Annotated in this window: 18 protein-coding genes; 13 read left to right on the top strand and 5 right to left on the bottom strand. The window is 64.2% G+C overall.

All coding sequences use genetic code 11. From position 1 onward, the window contains the following. Nucleotides 1-313: 313 nt before the first annotated feature. The gene (locus tag MKP05_RS10000; protein ID WP_240568150.1) at nt 314-1,255 is read left to right on the top strand and encodes a hypothetical protein; all 942 of its coding nucleotides are present in this window, start codon (nt 314-316) and stop codon (nt 1,253-1,255) included. 171 nt (nt 1,256-1,426) lie between these two features. On the opposite strand, the gene MKP05_RS09995 is transcribed toward MKP05_RS10000, so the two are convergent. Both MKP05_RS09995 and MKP05_RS09990 read right to left on the bottom strand, forming a co-directional pair. Continuing rightward, nucleotides 1,427-1,798: a histone-like nucleoid-structuring protein, MvaT/MvaU family gene (locus MKP05_RS09995; RefSeq protein ID WP_240568149.1), complete on the bottom strand. Its 372-nt coding sequence runs from the start codon at nt 1,796-1,798 to the stop codon at nt 1,427-1,429. A 798-nt stretch (nt 1,799-2,596) separates the two neighbouring features. Next, on the bottom strand, nt 2,597-2,824 hold the full coding sequence (locus MKP05_RS09990; RefSeq protein ID WP_240568148.1) for a helix-turn-helix domain-containing protein: 228 nt from the start codon (nt 2,822-2,824) through the stop codon (nt 2,597-2,599). 100 nt (nt 2,825-2,924) lie between these two features. On the opposite strand from MKP05_RS09990, the gene MKP05_RS09985 reads away from it, so the two are divergent. Both MKP05_RS09985 and MKP05_RS09980 read left to right on the top strand, forming a co-directional pair. Further along, complete coding sequence (locus MKP05_RS09985; RefSeq protein ID WP_240568147.1) at nt 2,925-3,512, top strand: VspR family transcription factor; 588 nt, start codon at nt 2,925-2,927, stop codon at nt 3,510-3,512. Further along, nucleotides 3,509-4,897 (top strand): DEAD/DEAH box helicase, encoded by a 1,389-nt coding sequence (locus tag MKP05_RS09980; protein WP_240568146.1) that lies wholly within the window; start codon nt 3,509-3,511, stop codon nt 4,895-4,897. Before MKP05_RS09985 ends, MKP05_RS09980 begins: the two co-directional genes overlap by 4 nt. A 561-nt stretch (nt 4,898-5,458) precedes the next feature. Here MKP05_RS09980 and MKP05_RS09975 read toward each other — a convergent pair. Next, entirely contained in the window at nt 5,459-5,677 is a 219-nt protein-coding gene (locus tag MKP05_RS09975; protein ID WP_110282201.1) for a PA3496 family putative envelope integrity protein, read from the bottom strand. 68 nt (nt 5,678-5,745) lie between these two features. Beyond that, complete coding sequence (locus MKP05_RS09970) at nt 5,746-5,970, bottom strand: hypothetical protein (protein WP_240568145.1); 225 nt, start codon at nt 5,968-5,970, stop codon at nt 5,746-5,748. A gap of 70 nt (nt 5,971-6,040) precedes the next feature. Between MKP05_RS09970 and MKP05_RS09965 the strand changes: the two genes are divergently transcribed. Next, a complete protein-coding gene (locus MKP05_RS09965) occupies nt 6,041-6,310 on the top strand; it encodes an Rdx family protein (RefSeq protein ID WP_110282199.1) in 270 nt (89 codons plus the stop codon). A 110-nt stretch (nt 6,311-6,420) separates the two neighbouring features. Continuing rightward, nucleotides 6,421-7,311, top strand: a complete 891-nt coding sequence (locus MKP05_RS09960) for a DMT family transporter (protein ID WP_240568144.1) — start codon at nt 6,421-6,423, stop codon at nt 7,309-7,311. Here the strand turns inward: MKP05_RS09960 and MKP05_RS09955 are convergent. Continuing rightward, a complete protein-coding gene (locus tag MKP05_RS09955; RefSeq protein WP_439108976.1) occupies nt 7,302-8,084 on the bottom strand; it encodes an arylesterase in 783 nt (260 codons plus the stop codon). The genes MKP05_RS09960 and MKP05_RS09955 overlap by 10 nt on opposite strands. Between MKP05_RS09955 and MKP05_RS09950 the strand changes: the two genes are divergently transcribed. The 8 genes from MKP05_RS09950 to MKP05_RS09915 all read left to right on the top strand — a co-directional run bounded on the left by MKP05_RS09950 (nt 8,083) and on the right by MKP05_RS09915 (nt 19,196). Beyond that, complete coding sequence (locus MKP05_RS09950) at nt 8,083-8,799, top strand: ABC transporter ATP-binding protein (protein ID WP_240568143.1); 717 nt, start codon at nt 8,083-8,085, stop codon at nt 8,797-8,799. The genes MKP05_RS09955 and MKP05_RS09950 overlap by 2 nt on opposite strands. Next, a complete protein-coding gene (locus tag MKP05_RS09945) occupies nt 8,796-11,390 on the top strand; it encodes an ABC transporter permease (protein WP_240568142.1) in 2,595 nt (864 codons plus the stop codon). The genes MKP05_RS09950 and MKP05_RS09945 overlap by 4 nt, the downstream gene beginning before the upstream one ends. Before the next feature lie 81 nt (nt 11,391-11,471). Continuing rightward, nucleotides 11,472-12,872, top strand: coding sequence for an amino acid adenylation domain-containing protein (locus MKP05_RS09940; RefSeq protein WP_240568141.1), 1,401 nt, complete (start codon nt 11,472-11,474; stop codon nt 12,870-12,872). A gap of 130 nt (nt 12,873-13,002) precedes the next feature. Further along, entirely contained in the window at nt 13,003-14,268 is a 1,266-nt protein-coding gene (gene glyA / locus MKP05_RS09935) for a serine hydroxymethyltransferase (RefSeq protein WP_240568140.1), read from the top strand. Between the two features lie 215 nt (nt 14,269-14,483). Continuing rightward, entirely contained in the window at nt 14,484-15,419 is a 936-nt protein-coding gene (locus MKP05_RS09930) for an HAD-IIB family hydrolase (protein ID WP_240568139.1), read from the top strand. Further along, on the top strand, nt 15,416-16,636 hold the full coding sequence (locus tag MKP05_RS09925; RefSeq protein ID WP_110282192.1) for a glycosyltransferase family protein: 1,221 nt from the start codon (nt 15,416-15,418) through the stop codon (nt 16,634-16,636). Before MKP05_RS09930 ends, MKP05_RS09925 begins: the two co-directional genes overlap by 4 nt. A 103-nt stretch (nt 16,637-16,739) precedes the next feature. Continuing rightward, nucleotides 16,740-18,149 carry an MBL fold metallo-hydrolase RNA specificity domain-containing protein gene (locus MKP05_RS09920; RefSeq protein ID WP_240568138.1) on the top strand — a complete coding sequence of 470 codons (1,410 nt, stop codon included), beginning with the start codon at nt 16,740-16,742 and terminating at the stop codon, nt 18,147-18,149. A gap of 165 nt (nt 18,150-18,314) precedes the next feature. Then, nucleotides 18,315-19,196, top strand: a complete 882-nt coding sequence (locus MKP05_RS09915; protein WP_110282190.1) for an MBL fold metallo-hydrolase — start codon at nt 18,315-18,317, stop codon at nt 19,194-19,196. The last annotated feature ends 62 nt before the right edge of the window (nt 19,197-19,258 follow it).

Here is a 19,258-nt window from a genome sequence, read left to right as displayed (position 1 = left end):
CGACCGGCTGGTGCACCACGCCACGCTGCTGGAGCTGAGCGGAGAGAGCTACCGGAAACGCGCCTATCAGCGTCAATTACAGGGAGGACAGACCGCGTCGTCAGGCTGACGACAACTATCCCACCCAACCGGTCATTTTAATTGTCGCTGACCGGTCAAAGTAGTTGACGTCGCATAGGGTAGAGGCGTCTTTGTTTTAGCTTGGCATTTTGTTACACGGTATAAGCCCAAAGTACCTCGAGAAACCATACGCATCTTGCCGCAAATGCATGGTTGCTGGTGGGGTAACGGTTCAGTTGCTGGAAAGCCTGCCATGCAGGTTGTTGGTCGGTGGCACGTGACTAATATTACTGGTGACAATGTACGCCTGCTTGGAACGAAAATATTGAAGCCAATAACTGAGGGGTATGTATTAACAAGACACCCAGAAGAAAATATCTTTGGCTCATACCCAATTCTTCCCGGTGAAACGACAGAGGTACATTCAGACTTCTGGGTAATCCCCCCAAAACGCAAGGAAGGAGAGGACTTCAAAACCTCAGTTGTTTTGATTGATCAATATGGCAACGAACACAAAATAAAGAACGTCGTATTTACAGGTCCTAAGCCAAAGGAACCAAAAAAGGAAGAGACACCATCTGAGCCCATTCACTCAATAACTGATCCCATAGAAAAAGAGATAGCTGCTGTCTTGAAGGCTGAAGCGAATCGCTACAAAGAATGCGGTCGGAGAGTAGGTGGCCTTGGAAGCATACAGACCACTATCCAAGGAAAAAGCTACAAAGGAGTTGGCACTGAATGGCGAGAAGCAGATTCTCCTAAAAATCAAACAATTACCGAAGACGAAAGCACAATACAGATATCATCTGACAATGCTCAGGCATTACTAAATCTGTATCAAAAGATAAAAACAGATGAAAGGAAAGAACGCTATTTTAGCGCATTATTCAAGCGGTTAGATAAAAACACTGAATACGCTCCAGTTGGCTATCTCATATTATTTGTTTCTTTTTCTCTTGGGGAGTTGGATGCAGTGCTTAATGGGGCAGTAAAGAATCTACAAGGTGATAAAGCATATGGCTTCAGTGACTTTTTAAGACTCCTGGATTCACTATTGAAATTTCGTCATTCATCATTTTCATCAGAGAATCTAGATTCAATTGAACAGTTTTTAGCTGATGTTAAGGAGCATTCATTTCGAATTGAAGAGCGATTGGCGGCAATACGTGCATATAGACTTTCTGAAAATGGATAAATATTGCCATAACAAATGGCTACAAGGGACGTCAAAAAGCTGCGCTCGTTCCTCGATTCACTTTTTTCCGCCCCTGAGCCCAAGCGTTATATCAGGATACGCTGAAAGTCAGCTTCTGGCCGAAAACGGCCATACCTGCAATCTCTGGCAGGCAGGAGGCTATGAAGTATATTAGTCCTCAGTTCTCACGAGCCAGCCTTCAACGGTATCGGCACCATACTCTTCTTTCCATGCCTTCAGGGTCTTCTGGTTGCCTCCGCGGGTCTTTACGACCTCGCCGGTATTTGGATTCTTGTAGATTTTCAGCTTGCGCTTGGCGCGACCGGTACTTGTGATGGTGGCAGTCTTGGCGGAAGTTGGCTGCGGGTCCAGTAGCTTGATGACGTCAGCGGGTGACTTATCGAACTCACGCATCAGGGCTTCCAGCTTATCTTTGAACTGAAGCTCAGTCTTGAGACGATCATCATTCTTTAGCCTATCCAGCTCTTCCTGAAGTTGCTGGAGCTGCTGTTCCTTTTGCACGTAAGTGGCGAGAATGGACATGTAATTTCTCGTTCTGGTGGATATTCAGCAGAATCATGGGGGATAATCTATCTTGTGTCAATATTTACACCCATATCAGCAACGGTGACCTCGACCGGAAGTGATCTATGGCTTTAACTTGATCTTCGCAAACTGTCAAAGAAGATAGCTCGACGCTTATTTTTTGGACGGAATTATAGCCACGGCGTCAACATGGGAGTGGTTTTGCGCAAGGGATGTTCCAAGGAGATTATTGCTATAACTATCAAGCAATGTCACGTCAGCATAACAAACATATTACGCATGCAGAACAGGCTTGGAACTGGGAATCAATCTATGAATTGAAAAGCATAGTGGGCATAATCTAGTGATCTAATAGATCGCGACGATGTCTGAGGATGGTAGCTCTGGAGCGCTCGTGGGCTATTCGTAGTGTTTCATACACCTTCTCCTTTGGAGCGAAGCTCCTTCCTATAAGACTGGCTGTGCCAAGCGTTACATATTCACCTGTTCGCTTCCGGCTGCGCAGTACTTTCCGGGATGTGCTTTGGGGGTCTGTCTTTTCCATGGCAGGCTCTTGTAGGTTATATTTTTCGATTTCACTCAAATGAGCATATATGATTGCGGATGCTGACCTATGACTTTATAGCTTAAATCACCTTGAATGGCAAAGCCATCTAGGCACTCTAGCATGATAGGTTCCAAGAAAAGCGCAGCCCCTTTTTCGGACTTATAGCTCTGGCGGGCGCGACGGTCGCTGAGCGGATCGCTGTCTGAAAAAACCCCATCATCCTTCGTTGACACTGTATCAGAACCAGCTCACTCGTGAGTGTCTTTGATCTCGGGAAGGAATAAGGCGGGTTCGCAACCCACCACCCTGGCAATGCGATATAGCATCTCGACCGTGATGTTGACTTCACCCCGCTCGATGCGCCCCACATAGCTTCGATCAATGCCGCTCAACAAGGCCAGGTTGTCCTGAGATAGCCCGCGAGCCTTCCTCTGGTACCGAATCCGTTCCCCTACCGCTTTCGCCAGCTGGTCCATGGTCGCCTCAAAATCGCTTGAGGCGGCACTATCATTCGTTTGCGGACCCACAGGCCACGGATTATAATCCGCATTTCATGTCTTTTTCCTCGGACCTCCCATGAAGCTCACTTCGTTCACCCTCGACAAACGCCTGTATGAGCTGCTGCAGGATGAGGGACTCACGCAATTCACTACCGCGACCCTGAGGGATGCCTATGCCTCCCGACTGGGGGGTATCCCCTATAAGCTCGGTGAGGTTCGTCGCTATGTGTATGAGCAGATACGCCGCATGCTGCGGGCAGGCTGGCTCGTACTCGACGATGAGCGCCGTAAGCGGGGGCAGGTCTATCATCTGCGCCCCATGCCGGAGCACTTGCAGTTGAAACTGGTTGACAAAGGATTCGAAAAGAGCCTGAAGCCCGAACACAAGACAAAGCGGGCGTCGCCGGAACCCGCGAAGAGCCTTGCTGCTGCCGGAACCGAAACTGGGGTGTACCAGCGCTTGGAGGCGACCCTCAAGGAAGTCCGCCTGGACTTCCTGACATCAATGGGGGAAACAGAGCGGTACAAGCAACTACTCGATGAGATGCCGCACCTCCGCAGCCACGTGGAGCATGAGTATCAAGAGGCCAGGGATCGCAGCTCGCGCCTTTTGGGCCACCTCCGAGCGGTAGAGAAGACGCTCACTTCGTTGCCCTCGCAATGACGATACCGGGACTGCGCACATGGCAGCGGCAGTGCATCGAGGCAGCGCTAGCCCATTTTACTACCACACCGCATTTCCTATGCCAGGCAACACCGGGCGCCGGAAAGACGCGTTTGGCAGCGGCGCTGGCACGCTGTCTCTTTGAGATGAACAAGATCGACCTGGTGCTCTGCTTTGCGCCCTCATGCCAGGTAGTAGCCGGGTTCCGCACGACTTTCGCAGACGTACTGGGTAAGCGGCTTGATGGCTTAGTAGGTGCTGTTGGCGGCGCTTACACCTATCAGGCCATGGAGCACCGAGATAATACCTTCTGGCAGCTGCTTGATGAGTATCGCGTGTTCGTCGTCTTTGATGAAATCCACCACTGCGCGGGACATGATCCCCTGTTGAGCAATGCCTGGGGGCAGCAAATTCTGCAGAGAATCCAGGATCGTGCTGCCTATACGTTGGCGCTCTCGGGTACCCCGTGGCGTTCTGATAACTTGGCCATCGCCCTTGCGCGCTACTCCTCTCCGGAAGGGAAGCTGATCTGCGACTATCGTTATGGTTTAAAACAAGCCATCACCGATGGAGTGTGCCGTTCTCCGCGCATTCTTCTTCTGGACAATCAGAAAGTGCAGCTCACCGAAGCGCTGGAGACCGAGAACACCGTCAAGCTCTTCCCTAGTATTGCCGCACTGCTTGGGGATTCCCCTATTAACTATGAGGATCTGTTGCGTCACGATGATGTGACGCATCAGATACTGGGGCTGGGTTGCGAGAGGCTGGATGAGATTCGACGCACTACGCCGGATGCTGCGGGTCTGGTCGTTGCCACGGATATTGAGCACGCCCACCAGGTCGCTCAGGTACTGGAAGCACGGGGAGAGGCCTGCCATGTTGTCACTAACAGGACTACGGGTGCCCAGCAGGTGATCAACGCGTTTCGGCTTGGAGGTTGCCGCTGGATTGTGGCAGTCGGAATGATAAGCGAGGGAACAGATATTCCCCGTCTTCAAGTGTGCTGCTATCTGAGTCGTATCCGTACCGAACTACACTACCGCCAAGTTCTGGGTAGAATTCTTAGACGTACCGGGGAGGCCGATAATCTGGCATGGCTGTTCATGCTTGCAGAGCCCACGCTTCAGAAGTTCGCTGAGCGTATTGCAGAAGATCTTCCGGATGATTTAGCAGTACTGACCCAGGTGGAAAATCTTTCTTCGATATCTCATCAGCCGCACGGCGAAGCAGGTAGTAAAGGAGGAGCTGATGACGTGTCAAGTGTCAGCTTTGGCCTTCTTGAGAGTGATCCCCTTACAGCTCCTTATGAGAGTGGTCGTGAGGTCCAACCTCACTACCAAGTCAGCTTTTCTAGCCATTACCGACAGGTCTTGCTCGAACTATAGGTTACACAGTCTTTTCCAAAACATAACCCATAACTTCTTTATGGAAAATGATTCCGAATAATGTTTAAAGCATTCCCATTTGCAGCAAGCGAGGTGCCACTGTGTCGCTTAACCCGGACCGGGGCTTCAGGTCACTTTAGCTGATCCGGAAAAAGAAGTGGCTTAAATGAACTCAAATGAGACAGCTTCTTGATAAATGCCGGGTCGCACAGCTCTCCTTCAAAAAGTTAAGTTTTCAAGCCAAATTTGGCCCAAAAGCGGTAAAGCTAACCGAAAATGTTGGTTTTGAGTAAAGGCAGGAGGGGGCAAAGTGCTTGGAAAGCCTGTTGTCATGGGGTCTACCCATCCGCCCATGGAAATTTAACGAAAAGAGAATGGCGCAGACCCGTGTATTGCGCCATGGAATGCCACTTGGTTGGGGGATTTCAGTGGCCACGATGATAGTGGCCGGGCAGGGGAAAGGCCAGCCGCGCATCGGGGGCACCGGTTCCCGGGCACGTCCTGCCGGGGGAGACCCCGGTCGGCGGGCCGTGCGGCACGACCCGGCCGACGCAGAGGACGTTACTCCTCTTCCTCCTCCTCGTCGTCGAGGAGCATCCAGTCATCCTCGATGGCGCGTCGCAGGCGCCGTTCTTCCAGCAGCGACTCGACGCGGCGGCGGGCGCGCAGGGTGTCGGCGCGACTGGTCGGGCGCGAGCGACCGTAGTCGTCGTCGTTGACCGCCTCTTGATAGTCCTGCTCGTCGTCGAGCGAATCGTTGACCTGGGGTTCATGGCTCATGCAATGCCCTCCCATGACCGAGTGCCATTCGGTATCGCTTCTCGTCCGAATGCGCGGACCCTGAAGCGTCAGCCGGCAACGGCGGTTGCCTGCTGGCTATATATCGCCCCCGGCGACCCAGGGCAAGCCCCCCAGCGACTTTTTTTCCGGCACGCGTCGGCGCCCCGGGCCACTTCCGGCAGCCGCTCGGCACTGCCGGCCGCGGCCAGGGCGGTGGCCGTCAGCACCGCCAGCAGCCAGGTGGTGCCGAGCCACTGGGCCAGGCCGCCGATAACGCCGAGCCGCCAGGACACTCTCGCGCCGCCATGATGGCTCCCGGGCTGGTATCATCGACGGCATCCATTGTTGCGACGGGAAGATGACATGGCACGTATTCGCATCCACTACTGTACCCAGTGTCAGTGGCTGCTGCGCAGCGCCTGGTACGCCCAGGAGCTGCTCTCGACCTTCGGTGAGGACCTCGAGGAGGTGGCCCTGGTGCCCTCCCACGGCGGTGACTTCGAGATACTGCTCGACGGTGTCTCGCTGTGGGAGCGCAAGCGCGACGGTGGCTTCCCCGATATCAAGGCACTGAAGCAGGCGGTGCGCGATCACCTCGATCCGCAGCGCGACCTGGGGCATATCGATCGCTAGGGTACAATGGCTGCGGGCTGCGGGCTGCGGGCTGCGGGCTGCGGGCTGCGGGCTGCGGGCTGCGGGCTGCGGGCTGCGGGCTGCGGGCTGCCAGATAATGGGGAAGCACCATGACACAGGAACGTCAGGCCATGCTGTTCGGGCTGGGCGCGGTGGCGCTCTGGTCGACCGTCGCCACCGCCTTCAAGGTGGCGCTCTCCTACATGTCGCCGCTGGAGTTGATGTGGATCGCCTCGCTGGTCTCCTGGGCGCTGATCGGCGTGCTGGTGGCCCGCCAGGGGTTGCTGGGCGAGGCGCTCGGCCGGGGCTGGCGCACCGCGGCCTGGGCCGGGCTGATGAACCCGGTGGCCTACTACCTGGTGCTGTTCGCCGCCTATGATCGGCTGCCCGGCCAGGAGGCCATGGCGCTCAACTACACCTGGGCGCTGGCCATGGCCTTCCTCGCCGTGCCGATCCTCGGCCAGCGGCTGACCCGCATCGACGTGTTCGCCGGGCTGGTGGCCTACTCGGGCGTGTGGGTGATCGCCACCCGCGGGGCGGTGTTCGATGTCGCCTTCGCCGATCCGCTGGGTGTCGGCCTGGCGCTGGCCTCGACGCTGCTCTGGGCGCTCTACTGGCTGCTCAACGCCCGCGATCATCGTTCGCCGCTGGTGGCCCAGTGGCAGAACTTCAGCGTCGGGGTGCCGGTGCTCACGGTGCTGCTGCTGGCCGGGCCTGGCCTGCAGTGGCACGGCTGGGCGGGCCTGGGGGCCGGGGTCTACGTGGGGCTGTTCGAGATGGGCATCGCCTTCGTGCTGTGGCAGCTGGCGGTGCATCGGGTGTCGCGCACGGCGAGGGTCGCCAACCTGATCTTCCTCTCGCCGCCGGTCTCGCTGGTGCTGCTCTTCTTCATCGTCGGCGAGCCGATCCTGCCGTCGACTCTCGTCGGCCTGGTGCTGATCCTGGGCGGCCTGGGGCTGCAGCAGTGGCAGAAGAGCCCCGCGCCGGCGGCTCAATCCTGATCGGCGGGGGCGCCGGAGAGCGTGGTCACCCCCACGCCGTTTTCCTCGAGCAGCGGCTCGAGCTCGGGCCAGACGGTGTCGAGGAGGATCGGCTGGGCCGAGGCGGTGGGATGGATGCCGTCGGGCTGCATCAGGTCGTCCTCCAGCGCCACGCCCTCGAGCAGGAAGGGCACCAGCGGTAGCTCGTACTCCTCGGCGAGCCGGAAGAAGACCCCGGTGAAGGCGTCGCGGTAGGCCTGGCCGTAGTTGGGCGGGATGTCGATGCCGAGCAGCAGCACCTCGGCGCCGGCCGCCTGGCTCTGCTCGATCATGCCCGCCAGGTTGGCCTCGAACTGGCCCGGCGGCAGGCCGCGCAGGCCGTCGTTGCCGCCCAGCTCGAGCAGAACGATGTCCGGCTCGTGCTGTCCGAGGAGCTCGGGAAGCCGGTTGGCGCCGCCGCTGCTGGTCTCCCCGCTGATGCTGGCGTTGACCACATGCGCCTTCCCGTCCAGGCGCTCTTCCAGCAGACTGACCCAACCCTCGTGCCGCTCGATGCCGTAGGCCGCACTCAGGCTGTCGCCCATGACCAGCAGTACCGGGCGCCCCTCGGCCAGCGTCGGGCCGCCCGCCAGGGTGAGCAGCAGTGCCAGCCAGGCGAGTGCCTGCCGCCGGGCCGGCCAACCGAGGCGCCACGCATGACTACGAAACAGATCGGCGCAGCCCCGACCCGCCTGTACCGGAACAGCGTGAATCTGGCCAGCGCCGACCCAACGCTCAGGGAACCCCTTCACCATGTCCATCACCTCGCGAGCGGATGCCTCCCCGATTCTACACGCCGACCACCTGTCCAAGCAGGTCCAGAGCGGCGAGAGGCGGCTCACCATTCTGAGTGAGCTGCGGCTCACGGTGTTCGCCGGAGAGAGCGTGGCGATCCTCGGCCAGAGCGGTGCCGGCAAGTCGACCCTGCTGGGGCTGCTGGCCGGGCTCGATGCCCCCACCGGTGGCGAGCTCGAGCTGTTCGGCCAGCCGCTCTCGGCGCTGGACGAGGATGGACGGGCACGGCTGCGTGCCGGCCGGGTGGGGTTCGTGTTCCAGAATTTCCAGCTGCTGCCCACCCTCACCGCACTCGAGAACGTGCTGTTGCCGCTGGAGCTCACCCCCCAGCCCGACGCCGAGGCCCGTGCCTGCGACTGGCTGACCCGGGTGGGCCTGGGGGAACGGCTCGACCATCTGCCCAAGCAGCTCTCCGGCGGCGAGCAGCAGCGGGTCGCCCTGGCGCGGGCCTTCGTCACCGGCGCCGAGCTGGTGTTCGCCGACGAGCCCACCGGCAACCTGGACCCGGCCACCGGGGAACGCATCATCGAGCAGCTGTTCGCCCTCAACCACGAGGCCGGCACCACCCTGGTGCTGGTGACCCATGATCATGCGCTCGCCCGGCGTTGCGATCGCTGCCTGCGCCTGGAGGAGGGCCGGCTGGTGGAGCTGGCCCGCGACGAGGTGAGCGCATGAGCGGCAGCCCCCTCCTGGCCGGCGCGCTGCGGATGCTGCGGCTCTCGGCCCGCGGCCTGATCCGCGACCTGCGGGCGGCCGACGTGCGCGCCCTGTTCGTGGCCCTGGCCCTGGCGGTGGCCGCCTCCACCATGATCGGCTTCTTCCTCGACCGCCTCGACAAGGGGTTGACCCGCCAGGCGGGACAGCTGCTCGGCGGCGACCTGGTACTGGAGCAGGGCCGTCCCTTCGCGAGCGAGATCCGCCAGTCCCTGGAGGAGGCCGGCCTGATCCTGAGCGACCAGGTGGACATGGTCTCCATGGTCAGCCACGACGATGCCTTCCAGCCCGCCAGCCTCAAGGTCGTCGACTCGGTCTACCCGCATTACGGCCATAACCACGTGGACCTCGGCCAGGGCGTCGAACGGCTCGCCCAGGGCCCGGCCCCGGGCGAGGCCTGGCTGGCGCCGCGTCTGGCGCTGTTGCTGGAGGTCGAGATCGGCGACCGCGTGCGGCTGGGGGAAAGCAAACTCCGGGTGGGGGGGCTGATCGAGCGCGAGGCGGACCAGTCCGCCGGCTTCGGCAACTTCAACCCGCGCCTGATGATGCATGCCGCCGACCTGGCGGAGACCAACCTGGTGCAGGATGGCTCGCGGGTCGAGTTCGAGCTGCTGGCCGCCGGCTCGGCGGAGGCGGTGGATAGCCTCGCCCCGCTGCTCGAACGGCTGCGCCGCGACGGGGTGGAGGTTCGCGACGTGCGCCGTGACCGGCCCCAGCTCGGCAATGCCCTGGAACGGGCCGAGCGATACCTGAGCCTGGCAGGGCTCGCCGCCGTGCTGCTCGCCGGCGTGGCGGTGGCCATGGCCACGCGGCGCTATGTCGACCGCCACCTGGATACCGCGGCCCTGCTGCGCTGCTTCGGTGCCACCCAGGCCGAGCTGACCCGTCTGTTCGCGCTGCAGCTGCTGTGGTTGGCGCTGGTGGCCTCGCTGCTCGGCGCGGCCCTGGGGCTGGCCGGCCAGGCGGCGCTGCTGCAGCTGTTGACCACCTTCCTGCCGCTCACGCTGCCGCCGCCGGGGGGCCTGCCTCTGTGGCTGGGGATCCTCACCGCCCTGGCGGTGCTGGTGGGCTTCGCCGGCCCGACCCTGCTGCGGCTCAAGCGGGTCAGCGCCCTGAAGGTGCTGCGTCGCGAGCTCGACCCGCTGCCGGTCTCGGCCTGGCTGGTGGTGGCCGTGGCGGCCCTGGTGTTCGGTGGCCTGCTGTGGCTCTACTCCGGCGACCTCGGCCTCTCCGCCGGGCTGCTGCTCGGTGGCCTGGTGATGCTGGTGGTGCTCTGGGGCCTCGGTGCGCTGCTGCTGTCGGCAGTGCTGCGACTCGCGGCACGGCTGCCTCGGCGAGGCGGCCAGGAGGGGGGGCTGGCCCAGGCCCTGCGCCTGGGCGGCCAGCAGCTCGCCCGCCGGCGCCGTGCCAGCCTCGGCCAGCTGCTCGCCTTCTCGGTGACCTTCTTCGCCATGGCGATGATCGCCCTGGTGCGCGGCGACCTGCTGACCACCTGGCAGGACCAGCTGCCCGAGGACACCCCCAACTACTTCGCCATCAACATCCAGCCCGCCGAGCGTGAGGCCTTCAAGGATGTCCTGGGTGACGCCGCCGACGCGCGCAGTGCCCTCTATCCGATGGTGCGCGGGCGCATCACCGCGATCAACGACCGGCCGCCGCGGGAGGCGGTGCCGGCGGAGGCTCGCGGCGACAATGCCCTGCGCCGCGAGCTCAACCTGACCTGGCGCGAGACCCTTCCCGAGGGCAACCGGCTGGTCGCGGGACAGTGGTTCGATACCCTGGAGGAGCCGGCCGGCTGGTTCGCTGCCGTGGAGGCCGAGTCCCGGGCCGAACGGGTGCCGATCTCCATGGAGGACGGCCTGGCCGAGCGCTTCGGACTCGCCCTCGGCGACACCCTCACCTTCACCATCGGCGGGGCCGAGATCGTCGGCGAACTGACCAGCCTGCGCGACCTGGACTGGGACAGCTTCCGGCCCAACTTCTACGTGATCTTTCCCCCGGGGGTACTGGAGCGCTTCGGTCACAGCTATATCACCGCCTTCCACCTGGACGGCGACGATGGCGACACCCAGCGCCGCCTGGTGCGGGAGTTCCCGGGGGTCTCGCTGCTCAACATCGATGCTATCCTCGGCCAGGTGCGCGAGGTGCTGACCCAGGTGACCCGGGCGGTGGAGCTGGTGCTCGGCTTCGTGCTGCTGGCCGGCGTCAGCGTGCTCTATGCCGCCCTGACCGCCAGCCGGCCGGTGCGTGCCCACGAGAGTGGCCTGCTGCGGGTGTTCGGCGCCGGCAACCGGCTGCTCTCCCGGGCCCAGGGGGCCGAATTCGCCATCCTGGGGCTGGCCAGCGGGCTGATGGGGGCGCTGCTGGCCGAGCTCGCCACCGCTGCCATCTACCTGGCCTGGTTCGACCTGACGCCGCGGCTGCACGGCTGGCTGTGGCTGGTGCTGCCGCTGGGCGGGGCGCTCTCGATCGGTACCATCGGCCACCTGCTCTCCCGCGGCCTGCGCCGTCAGGCGCCGGCCGCGAGCCTCGGGCTGCTCGGCGAAACCTGAGCCACCGGCCCCTGCACGGGGCGGGGCTCGGGCTCTCGGGGTAGACTCAACCAGATCGACCGCTCACATCGGAGGTGTTCCGTGCTTGACTCCCGCTGGCCCCTGATCGCCGGGGCATCCCTGCTGCTGGCCGGTGCCCCGGCGCTGGCCGACGACCCAGAGCGCCTGGAGGCCGACCTGCGTGCCATGTTCGGCGGCCACGGCAGTTTCGAGCTCGGCGAGGTATCCGGGGCGCTGTTGCGCCGCCGTGCCACCGCCGAGGACCTGGTCTTCGAGACCGACGAGGGGGAGCGCCTGCGCCTCGCGCGCTATATCGTCAAGGGCGATTACGACAGCCCGGACGAGGTGATCCTCGAGGGGCTGCGGCTCGAGGACGGCCTGACCGAGTTGCCGCTGATGAGCGCCGAACGCATCGTGCTGGGCGAGCCGTCCCGGGCAGTCTTCCCGCTCGATGGCGACCTGGCACCGGAGGAGGTGCGCATCGGCAGCCTGGCCATCGACGACATCGTCATCGACATGGCCTCGGAGCTCGCCGAGGAGCTCTTCCAGGGGGCGGCCTTCCGCGAGGGCGGGGGTCGCCTGACCATCGCCAGGGTGCGCGGCGAGTCGCTGTCCCGTGATGCCATCGGCATGCTGGAGATCACCGAGGTGGCCGGCACCGGGCAGGACCTCGGCGACCTGGGGGCCGGCTCCTTCACCCTCGGTTCCCTGCGCCTCGAGGGCCTGGCCGGGCTGGAGGGGGCGGGGGAGGAGACCCTGGAGCTACTGGCCATCCGTGACATCGACATCGCGTCCGACCGCCTGGTGGCGACACTGGCGGAACTCGACCTCGATGGTGACTTCAGCGACGGCATCGGGGGCCTGAGCCTCGACGGCATCCGGCTCGATCTGGCCCGCATGATCGAGCTCGCCCCGGAACAGGAGCGGGCCCAGCTGCGCATGGCCAGCAAGGTGCTCACCGACGGCAGCGGCGAGCTGCGCCTGGATGCGACCTTCCTCGGCGACTGGGAGGAGGAGGGCGGTCGCAGCATCCTGAGAAGCAACAGCCGTGTGACCGTCCATGAGGCCCTGCGCCTGCTCATCGATATCGAGCTGCCTGTGGTGCTGCCCGACGGCGTGTCGCCGGAAGCGGTTTTCTCCGATGCCGACCTGCTGGAGGCAGCCACGCTGCTGGGCGGCGAGATCCACCTGACGCTGGCCGACCAGGGGCTGTTCGGCCGCCTGGCCACCCTGGGCGCGGCCATGGAGGGCGTCACCGAGGCCCAGTACCTCGAGCAGGTCCGTACCCAGGCCCAGGGCTTCGGCATGCTGTTCGGCCCCCAGGTGCAAGCGGTCCTGACGGGGCTGGTCGATCTGATGGCCGGCGCCGCCGAGGAACTGGAAGTCGGCATCACCCTGCCGGCGGAGAGCAATCTGGAGACCTGGGCCGGCGATCCCATGGCGCTGCCCGACAAGCTCTCGCTGAGCGTCGAGACCCGCTGACGCTGCAGTCTGGCTAAAGCCTGCATGAGAAAAGATGGTGATGCCCATGACGGCCTTTCAAGTGAAAGCCGTCATGGGCTGGGGTATCATGCGCAGCTCAGCTTTCCCCGTGATGCGAGGTTCCCCGCCGATGTTCAGCCGTGACATGCAGATTGCCGGTTTCGATGACGTCCTGTTCGATGCGATGCAGAAGGAAGTCGCTCGTCAGGAAGCACACGTCGAACTGATTGCTTCCGAGAATTACGCCAGCCCCCGGGTGCTGGAGGCCCAGGGCAGCCAGCTCACCAACAAGTATGCGGAAGGCTATCCCGGCAAGCGCTACTACGGCGGCTGCGAGTACGTCGATATCGTCGAGCAACTGGCCATCGACTATGCCAAGCAGCTGTTCGACGCCAGCTATGCCAACGTCCAGCCGCACTCGGGCTCCCAGGCCAACAGCGCCGTCTTCCAGGCGCTGGTCAAGCCGGGCGACACCGTGCTGGGCATGAGCCTCGACGCCGGCGGCCACCTGACCCACGGGGCCAGGCCCAACTTCTCCGGCAAGCACTACAACGCCGTGCAGTATGGCATCGATGCCACCGGCCGCATCGACTACGAGGAAGTGGCCCGCCTGGCCCGCGAGCACCGGCCGAAGATGATCATCGCCGGCTTCTCCGCCTACTCCCAGATAATCGACTGGGCCAGGTTCCGCGAGATCGCCGACGAGGTGGGGGCGTTCCTGCTGGTCGACATGGCCCACATCGCCGGCCTGGTGGCCGCCGGGGTCTACCCGAGCCCGCTGCCCCACGCCCATGTGGTCACCACCACCACCCACAAGACCCTGCGCGGCCCGCGCGGCGGCCTGATCCTCTCCGCCGAGAACGATGCCGACATCGAGAAGAAGCTGCAGTCCGCGGTCTTCCCGGGTGGCCAGGGTGGCCCGCTGGAGCACGTCATCGCCGCCAAGGCGGTCTGCTTCAAGGAGGCCATGGAGCCCGGCTTCAAGGCCTACCAGCAGCAGGTGGTGACCAACGCCCAGGTCATGGCCGGCGTGTTCATCGAGCGCGGCTTCGACATCGTCTCCGGCGGCACCGAGGACCACCTCTTCCTGCTCTCGCTGATCAAGCAGGGCCTGACCGGCAAGGACGCCGACGCCGCCCTGGGCCGTGCCCACATCACCGTCAACAAGAACGCCGTGCCGGGCGACCCGCAGAGCCCCTTCGTCACCTCGGGCCTGCGCATCGGCACCCCGGCGGTGACCACCCGCGGCTTCGGCGAGGCCGAGTGCCGTGAGCTGGCCGGCTGGATCTGCGACATCCTCGACGTCATGGCCGAAGGCGCCGACACCGCCGCCATCGAGGCCGAGGTGAAGGGCAAGGTCGAGGCCGTCTGCACCCGCTTCCCCGTCTATCGCTGAGGGGCCGGGCGCGAGAGCGCCCCGCACGCGACGCCCCCTCATGGTGCACCATGAGGGGGCGTTTTCATGTGCTTCTCCGGTGTGCGCCGTCATCCGGCAGCGGCGCCGCTGCCGGTCGGTCGGTGGTGAGACGCCGTTCCGTGCCGGTTATCGCTAGGCTGGCACGCTCCCTGCATCAGGCATGACGACTTCACCACCATGGAGCCGGACACGCCATGCCCCAGCACGCTTCCCGTGACTCGGTCACCCAGGATCCCGCGCTTCGTCCGCGCCTGCTCTTCACCGACCTGGACGGTTCGCTGCTCGATCACCACAGCTACGACTGGTCGACTGCGCGGCCCTGGCTCGCCCGGCTGAAAACGCTCGGGGTGCCGGTGATCCCGGTGACCAGCAAGACCCGCAGCGAGATCGTGCCGCTGCGCCAGGCCATTGGCCTCATGGATACGCCCTTCATCGCCGAGAACGGCGCCGTGGCCGGGCTGCCGCCGGCCTGGTGCCACGCCCGGCTGGACCGCGGCCCCGGCCCCGACGGCCTGGTGATCAAGACCCTGGGAGTGGACATCGGCTTTATCCGCAAGCGGCTCGCGGTGTGGCGTGATCGGCTGGGTGTGCGCTTCACCACCATGAGCGAGATGTCGCTGGAGGAGCTGGCCGGCTTCACCGGCCTGGCGGAACCTGAGGCGCGGCTGGCGCGGATGCGCGAGGGCAGCGAACCGCTGGTCTGGGCCGATGACGACGACGGGCTCGTGGCCTTTCGGGAAGGACTCGAGGGCGATGGCCTGCGCCTGGTCCGTGGCGGGCGCTTCTGGCATGTCACCGGCGAGTCCCACAAGGGCAGCGCCGTGAGCTGGTTGATCGAGCGCTTCCAGGCGCTGCGCGGCAGCCGCCCCCTGACCCTGGGGCTCGGCGACGGCCCCAACGATATCGCCATGCTCGAGCGCGTCGACCAGGCGGTGGTGATCCGCGGTTGTCACGGGCTCGAGGTGTCGCCGCAGCAGCCGGCGCTCTATCGCAGCGAGGCGACCGGACCCGCCGGCTGGGCCGAGGGGGTGGCCTACTGGTGGGGGCGAGCCGACCGCCGGGTGATTCCGGCGGAGGTCCGGGAAGCGCGTGAGGTGTCCAGGCGTGAAGCCTCGGGGGAGGCGACATGAGCGACTTCCACCAGAACGGCATCGTCACCGACTTCCACAACCTGACCCGCCGTCCGCTGGCCGAGCTCGAGGACGACCTGGTGCGCTTCTCGGCACGCCGGCCCATGAGCCTGATCCTGCCGTCGCTGTTCTCGGAGCTGGAGGGGCCGGCGCTGGCGCACATCGTCGACGAGATCGCCCGGGTGCCCTACCTCGCCGAGGTGGTGATCGGCCTCGATCGCGCCGACCGCGCGCAGTTTCTCCACGCCCGGGAGTTCTTCTCGACGTTGCCCCAGCACCACCGCATCCTGTGGAACGACGGTCCCCGGCTGCGGGCGCTGGATGCCGAGCTGGAGGCGCAGGGGCTGGCCCCCCAGCAGCCCGGCAAGGGCCGCAACGTCTGGTACTGTGCCGGCTATGTCCAGGCCTCGCAGCGTGGCGCCGTGGTTGCCCTGCACGACTGCGACATCCTCACCTACGATCGGGGGATGCTGGCGCGGCTGTTCTATCCGGTGGCCCACCCCCACTTCAACTACGAGTTCTGCAAGGGCTACTACCCGCGCATCGCCGAGGGGCGGCTCAACGGCCGGGTGTCGCGGCTGATGGTCACGCCGCTGCTGCGGGCGCTCAAGAAGATGCACGGGCCGCTGCCCTACCTGGAGTACCTCGACAGCTACCGCTATGCGCTCTCCGGCGAGTTCTCGATGCGTGCCGAGGTGCTCGACGGCATCCGCATCCCCGCCGACTGGGGCCTGGAGATCGGCGTGCTCTCCGAGGTGCACCGCAACTATTCGACCAAGCGGCTCTGCCAGGTCGACCTGGCCGACGCCTACGATCACAAGCACCAGCCGGTCTCGGAAGAGGACGCCTCGAGCGGGCTCAACCGCATGAGTCTGGACATCGCCAAGGCACTCTACCGCAAGCTGGCCACCCAGGGTGTGACCTTCAGCGCCGAGGGCTTCCGCACCCTCAAGGCCACCTACTACCGCCTGGCGCTGGACCTGATCGAGGCCTACGACCACGATGCGGTGATGAACGGCCTGAGCCTGGATCGCCACGGCGAGGAGCGCGCGGTGGAACTGTTCGCCGCCAACCTGCTCGAGGCGGGCAGTGCCTTCCTCGACAACCCCGGCGAGCGGCCCTTCATCCCCAGCTGGAACCGGGTCAAGGCGGCAATTCCCGATCTGCCGGATCGCCTGGCCGAGGCCGTGGAGCGCGACAGCGCCGGCCAGGTGTGATCCAGCGCAAGTCCGCGCCACCGAGCCCGCGGCGGGCTGCGCGCGAGCCGGCCTGATCCAGTATGCTGAAGGCATGGGTTCGCAGGGAAAGGATCGAAACGCCATGTCGACACTGACTTTCCAGGGGGCGGTCGGCGAGGTCACCGGCTCGCGATACCTCATCGAGCTGGATGGCGACGGCGGCTCCCACCGGCTGTTGCTGGAGTGCGGGCTGCACCAGGGTGGGGCCGATGCCAACGAGGCCAACGCCAGGCCCTTCGGCGCCCTGGCCGGGAAACTCGAGGCGGTGGTGCTCTCCCATGGCCACCTGGATCACGCCGGGCTGCTGCCCAAGCTGGTGCGCGAGGGCTACCGCGGGCCGATCCATTGCACCCGCGGAACGCGGGACCTGCTCGACATCATGCTGCGCGATGCCGCCTTCGTCATGGCCAAGGATCTCGAGTGGGAGAACAAGTGGCGCAAGCGCAACGGCAAGCCATCGGTCGAGCCGCTCTATGAGCTCGAGGACGTTGAGCGCACCCTGGCGCTCTGCGAGTCCCACCCCTACGGTCAGCCGGTCAGGCTGCCCGGCGGCGCGACCCTGGTGTTCCGCGACGCCGGCCATATCCTCGGCTCGGCCATCGTCGAGCTGACCATCCCCTCCGGCGGCCAGGCCAAGCGCCTGGTCTTCTCCGGGGACCTGGGCAACCCCGGTTCGGTGCTGATGAAGGATCCCGAGAAGGTCTTTGATGCCGACCTGGTGCTGATGGAGAGCACCTACGGCGATCGTGACCACCGCCCCCTGGACGAGACCCTCGAGGAGTTCGCCCGGGTGCTGGAGGAGGCCCATGCCGATGGTGGCAACGTGCTGATCCCTGCCTTCGCCGTGGGGCGCACCCAGGAGATCCTCTACCACCTCAGCGTGCTCTACCATGAGGGGCGACTGCGCCAGCAGATGGTGTTCCTCGACAGCCCCCTGGCGATCCGCGTCACCGAACTCTACCAGCGAGCGCGCAAGTCGCTCGACCCCGAGGATCTCAAGGTGCTCAACGTGGCCGCCAGCGGCGACACCAGCCGGTACCTGCCGATCCTGCGGCTGACCCGCACGGTGGAGGAGTCCATGGCCATCAACCGCATCCATGGGGGGGCGATCATCATTGCCGGGGCGGGGATGTGCAACGGCGGGCGCATCACCCATCACTTCCGCTACAACCTGGAAAAGCCCAACACCCGGCTGGTGATCGTCGGCTTCCAGGCCGCCGACACGCTCGGCCGACAGCTCGTCGACGGGGCCGAGCGGGTACGAGTGTTCGGCCAGGACCTGGCGGTGAAGGCCAGGGTGCACACCCTCGGTGGCTTCTCGGCCCACGCCGGCCAGAGCCAGTTGATCGGCTGGGCCGGGGCCTTCCGCAACGCGCCGCGCTTCTACCTGGTGCACGGCGAGCCGGGGGCCCAGCAGGTGCTCAAGCGGACCCTGGCCGAGAGCGGCATCGAGGCCGAGATTCCTGCCTACGGCGACCGCATCGAGATATGACCGTGCCCTACCCTTGGAGACCTACCGGCGCCGACGGTGGTCGAGTTCGATAACGACGGCGACGGTCGGCTCGCTTCTATATAATTAAATAATCTAATCTTAGAACCTGTTTTCGGGTATGCTGTCGCCATCTCGTGAGGCAGCGACATTCAGGAGGTTCCTTCCATGTCCAAGCCAACCGCGGCCCGACCCATTGTCACCCACTTCTTCGACCATCCGAGCAACACCTTCAGCTATGTGGTGCAGGATCCCTCGAGCCACGCCTGCGCCATCCTCGACTCGGTGCTGGATTTCGACTACGCCTCCGGGCGTACCGACGTGCGCTCCGCCAACGCGATCATCGCCTTCATCGAGCGCGAGGGCCTGGCCGTGGAGTGGCTCCTCGAGACCCATGTCCACGCCGATCACCTCTCGGCCGCCCCCTACCTGAACGAGGCGCTGGGCGGGCTGACCGGCATCGGTGCGAAGATCACCGTGGTCCAGGAGGTCTTCGGCAAGGCCTTCAATGCCGGCACCGAGTTCGCCCGCGACGGCAGCCAGTTCGACCGCCTGTTCGAGGAGGGCGACACCTTCACCATCGGCCACCTGGAAGGGCGGGTGCTGCATACCCCGGGCCACACCCCGGCCTGCCTGACCTACGTGATCGGCGATGTCGCCTTCATCGGCGACACCCTGTTCATGCCCGACTACGGCACCGCGCGCTGCGACTTCCCCGGCGGCGATGCGCGCACGCTCTACCGCTCCATCCAGAAGGTGCTGGCGCTGCCGGGCGAGACCCGCCTCTTCCTGTGCCACGACTACAAGGCGCCGGGTCGCGAGGAGTACCAGCACGAGACCAGCGTGGCGGAGCAGCGTGCCCTCAACGTGCACGTCCACGAGGGCATCGGCGAGGAGGAGTTCGTCAGGATGCGCACCGAGCGCGACGCGACCCTCGGCATGCCGAAGCTGATCATTCCCTCGGTGCAGGTCAACATGCGCGCCGGGGAAATGCCGCCCCCCGAGGACAATGGCCAGGTCTACCTCAAGGTGCCGATCAACCGGTTCTGAGGGCCGGCCGGCGACCCGCTGGCAGCCCACCCATGACATTGCACAATCGAAGGAGACGCATC

Source organism: Halomonas flagellata (genome assembly GCF_022487945.1).
GTDB lineage: Bacteria > Pseudomonadota > Gammaproteobacteria > Pseudomonadales > Halomonadaceae > Halomonas > Halomonas flagellata.
The sequence above is the reverse complement of the archived record's forward strand: the minus strand, read 5'-3'. Positions and strand labels throughout refer to the sequence as shown.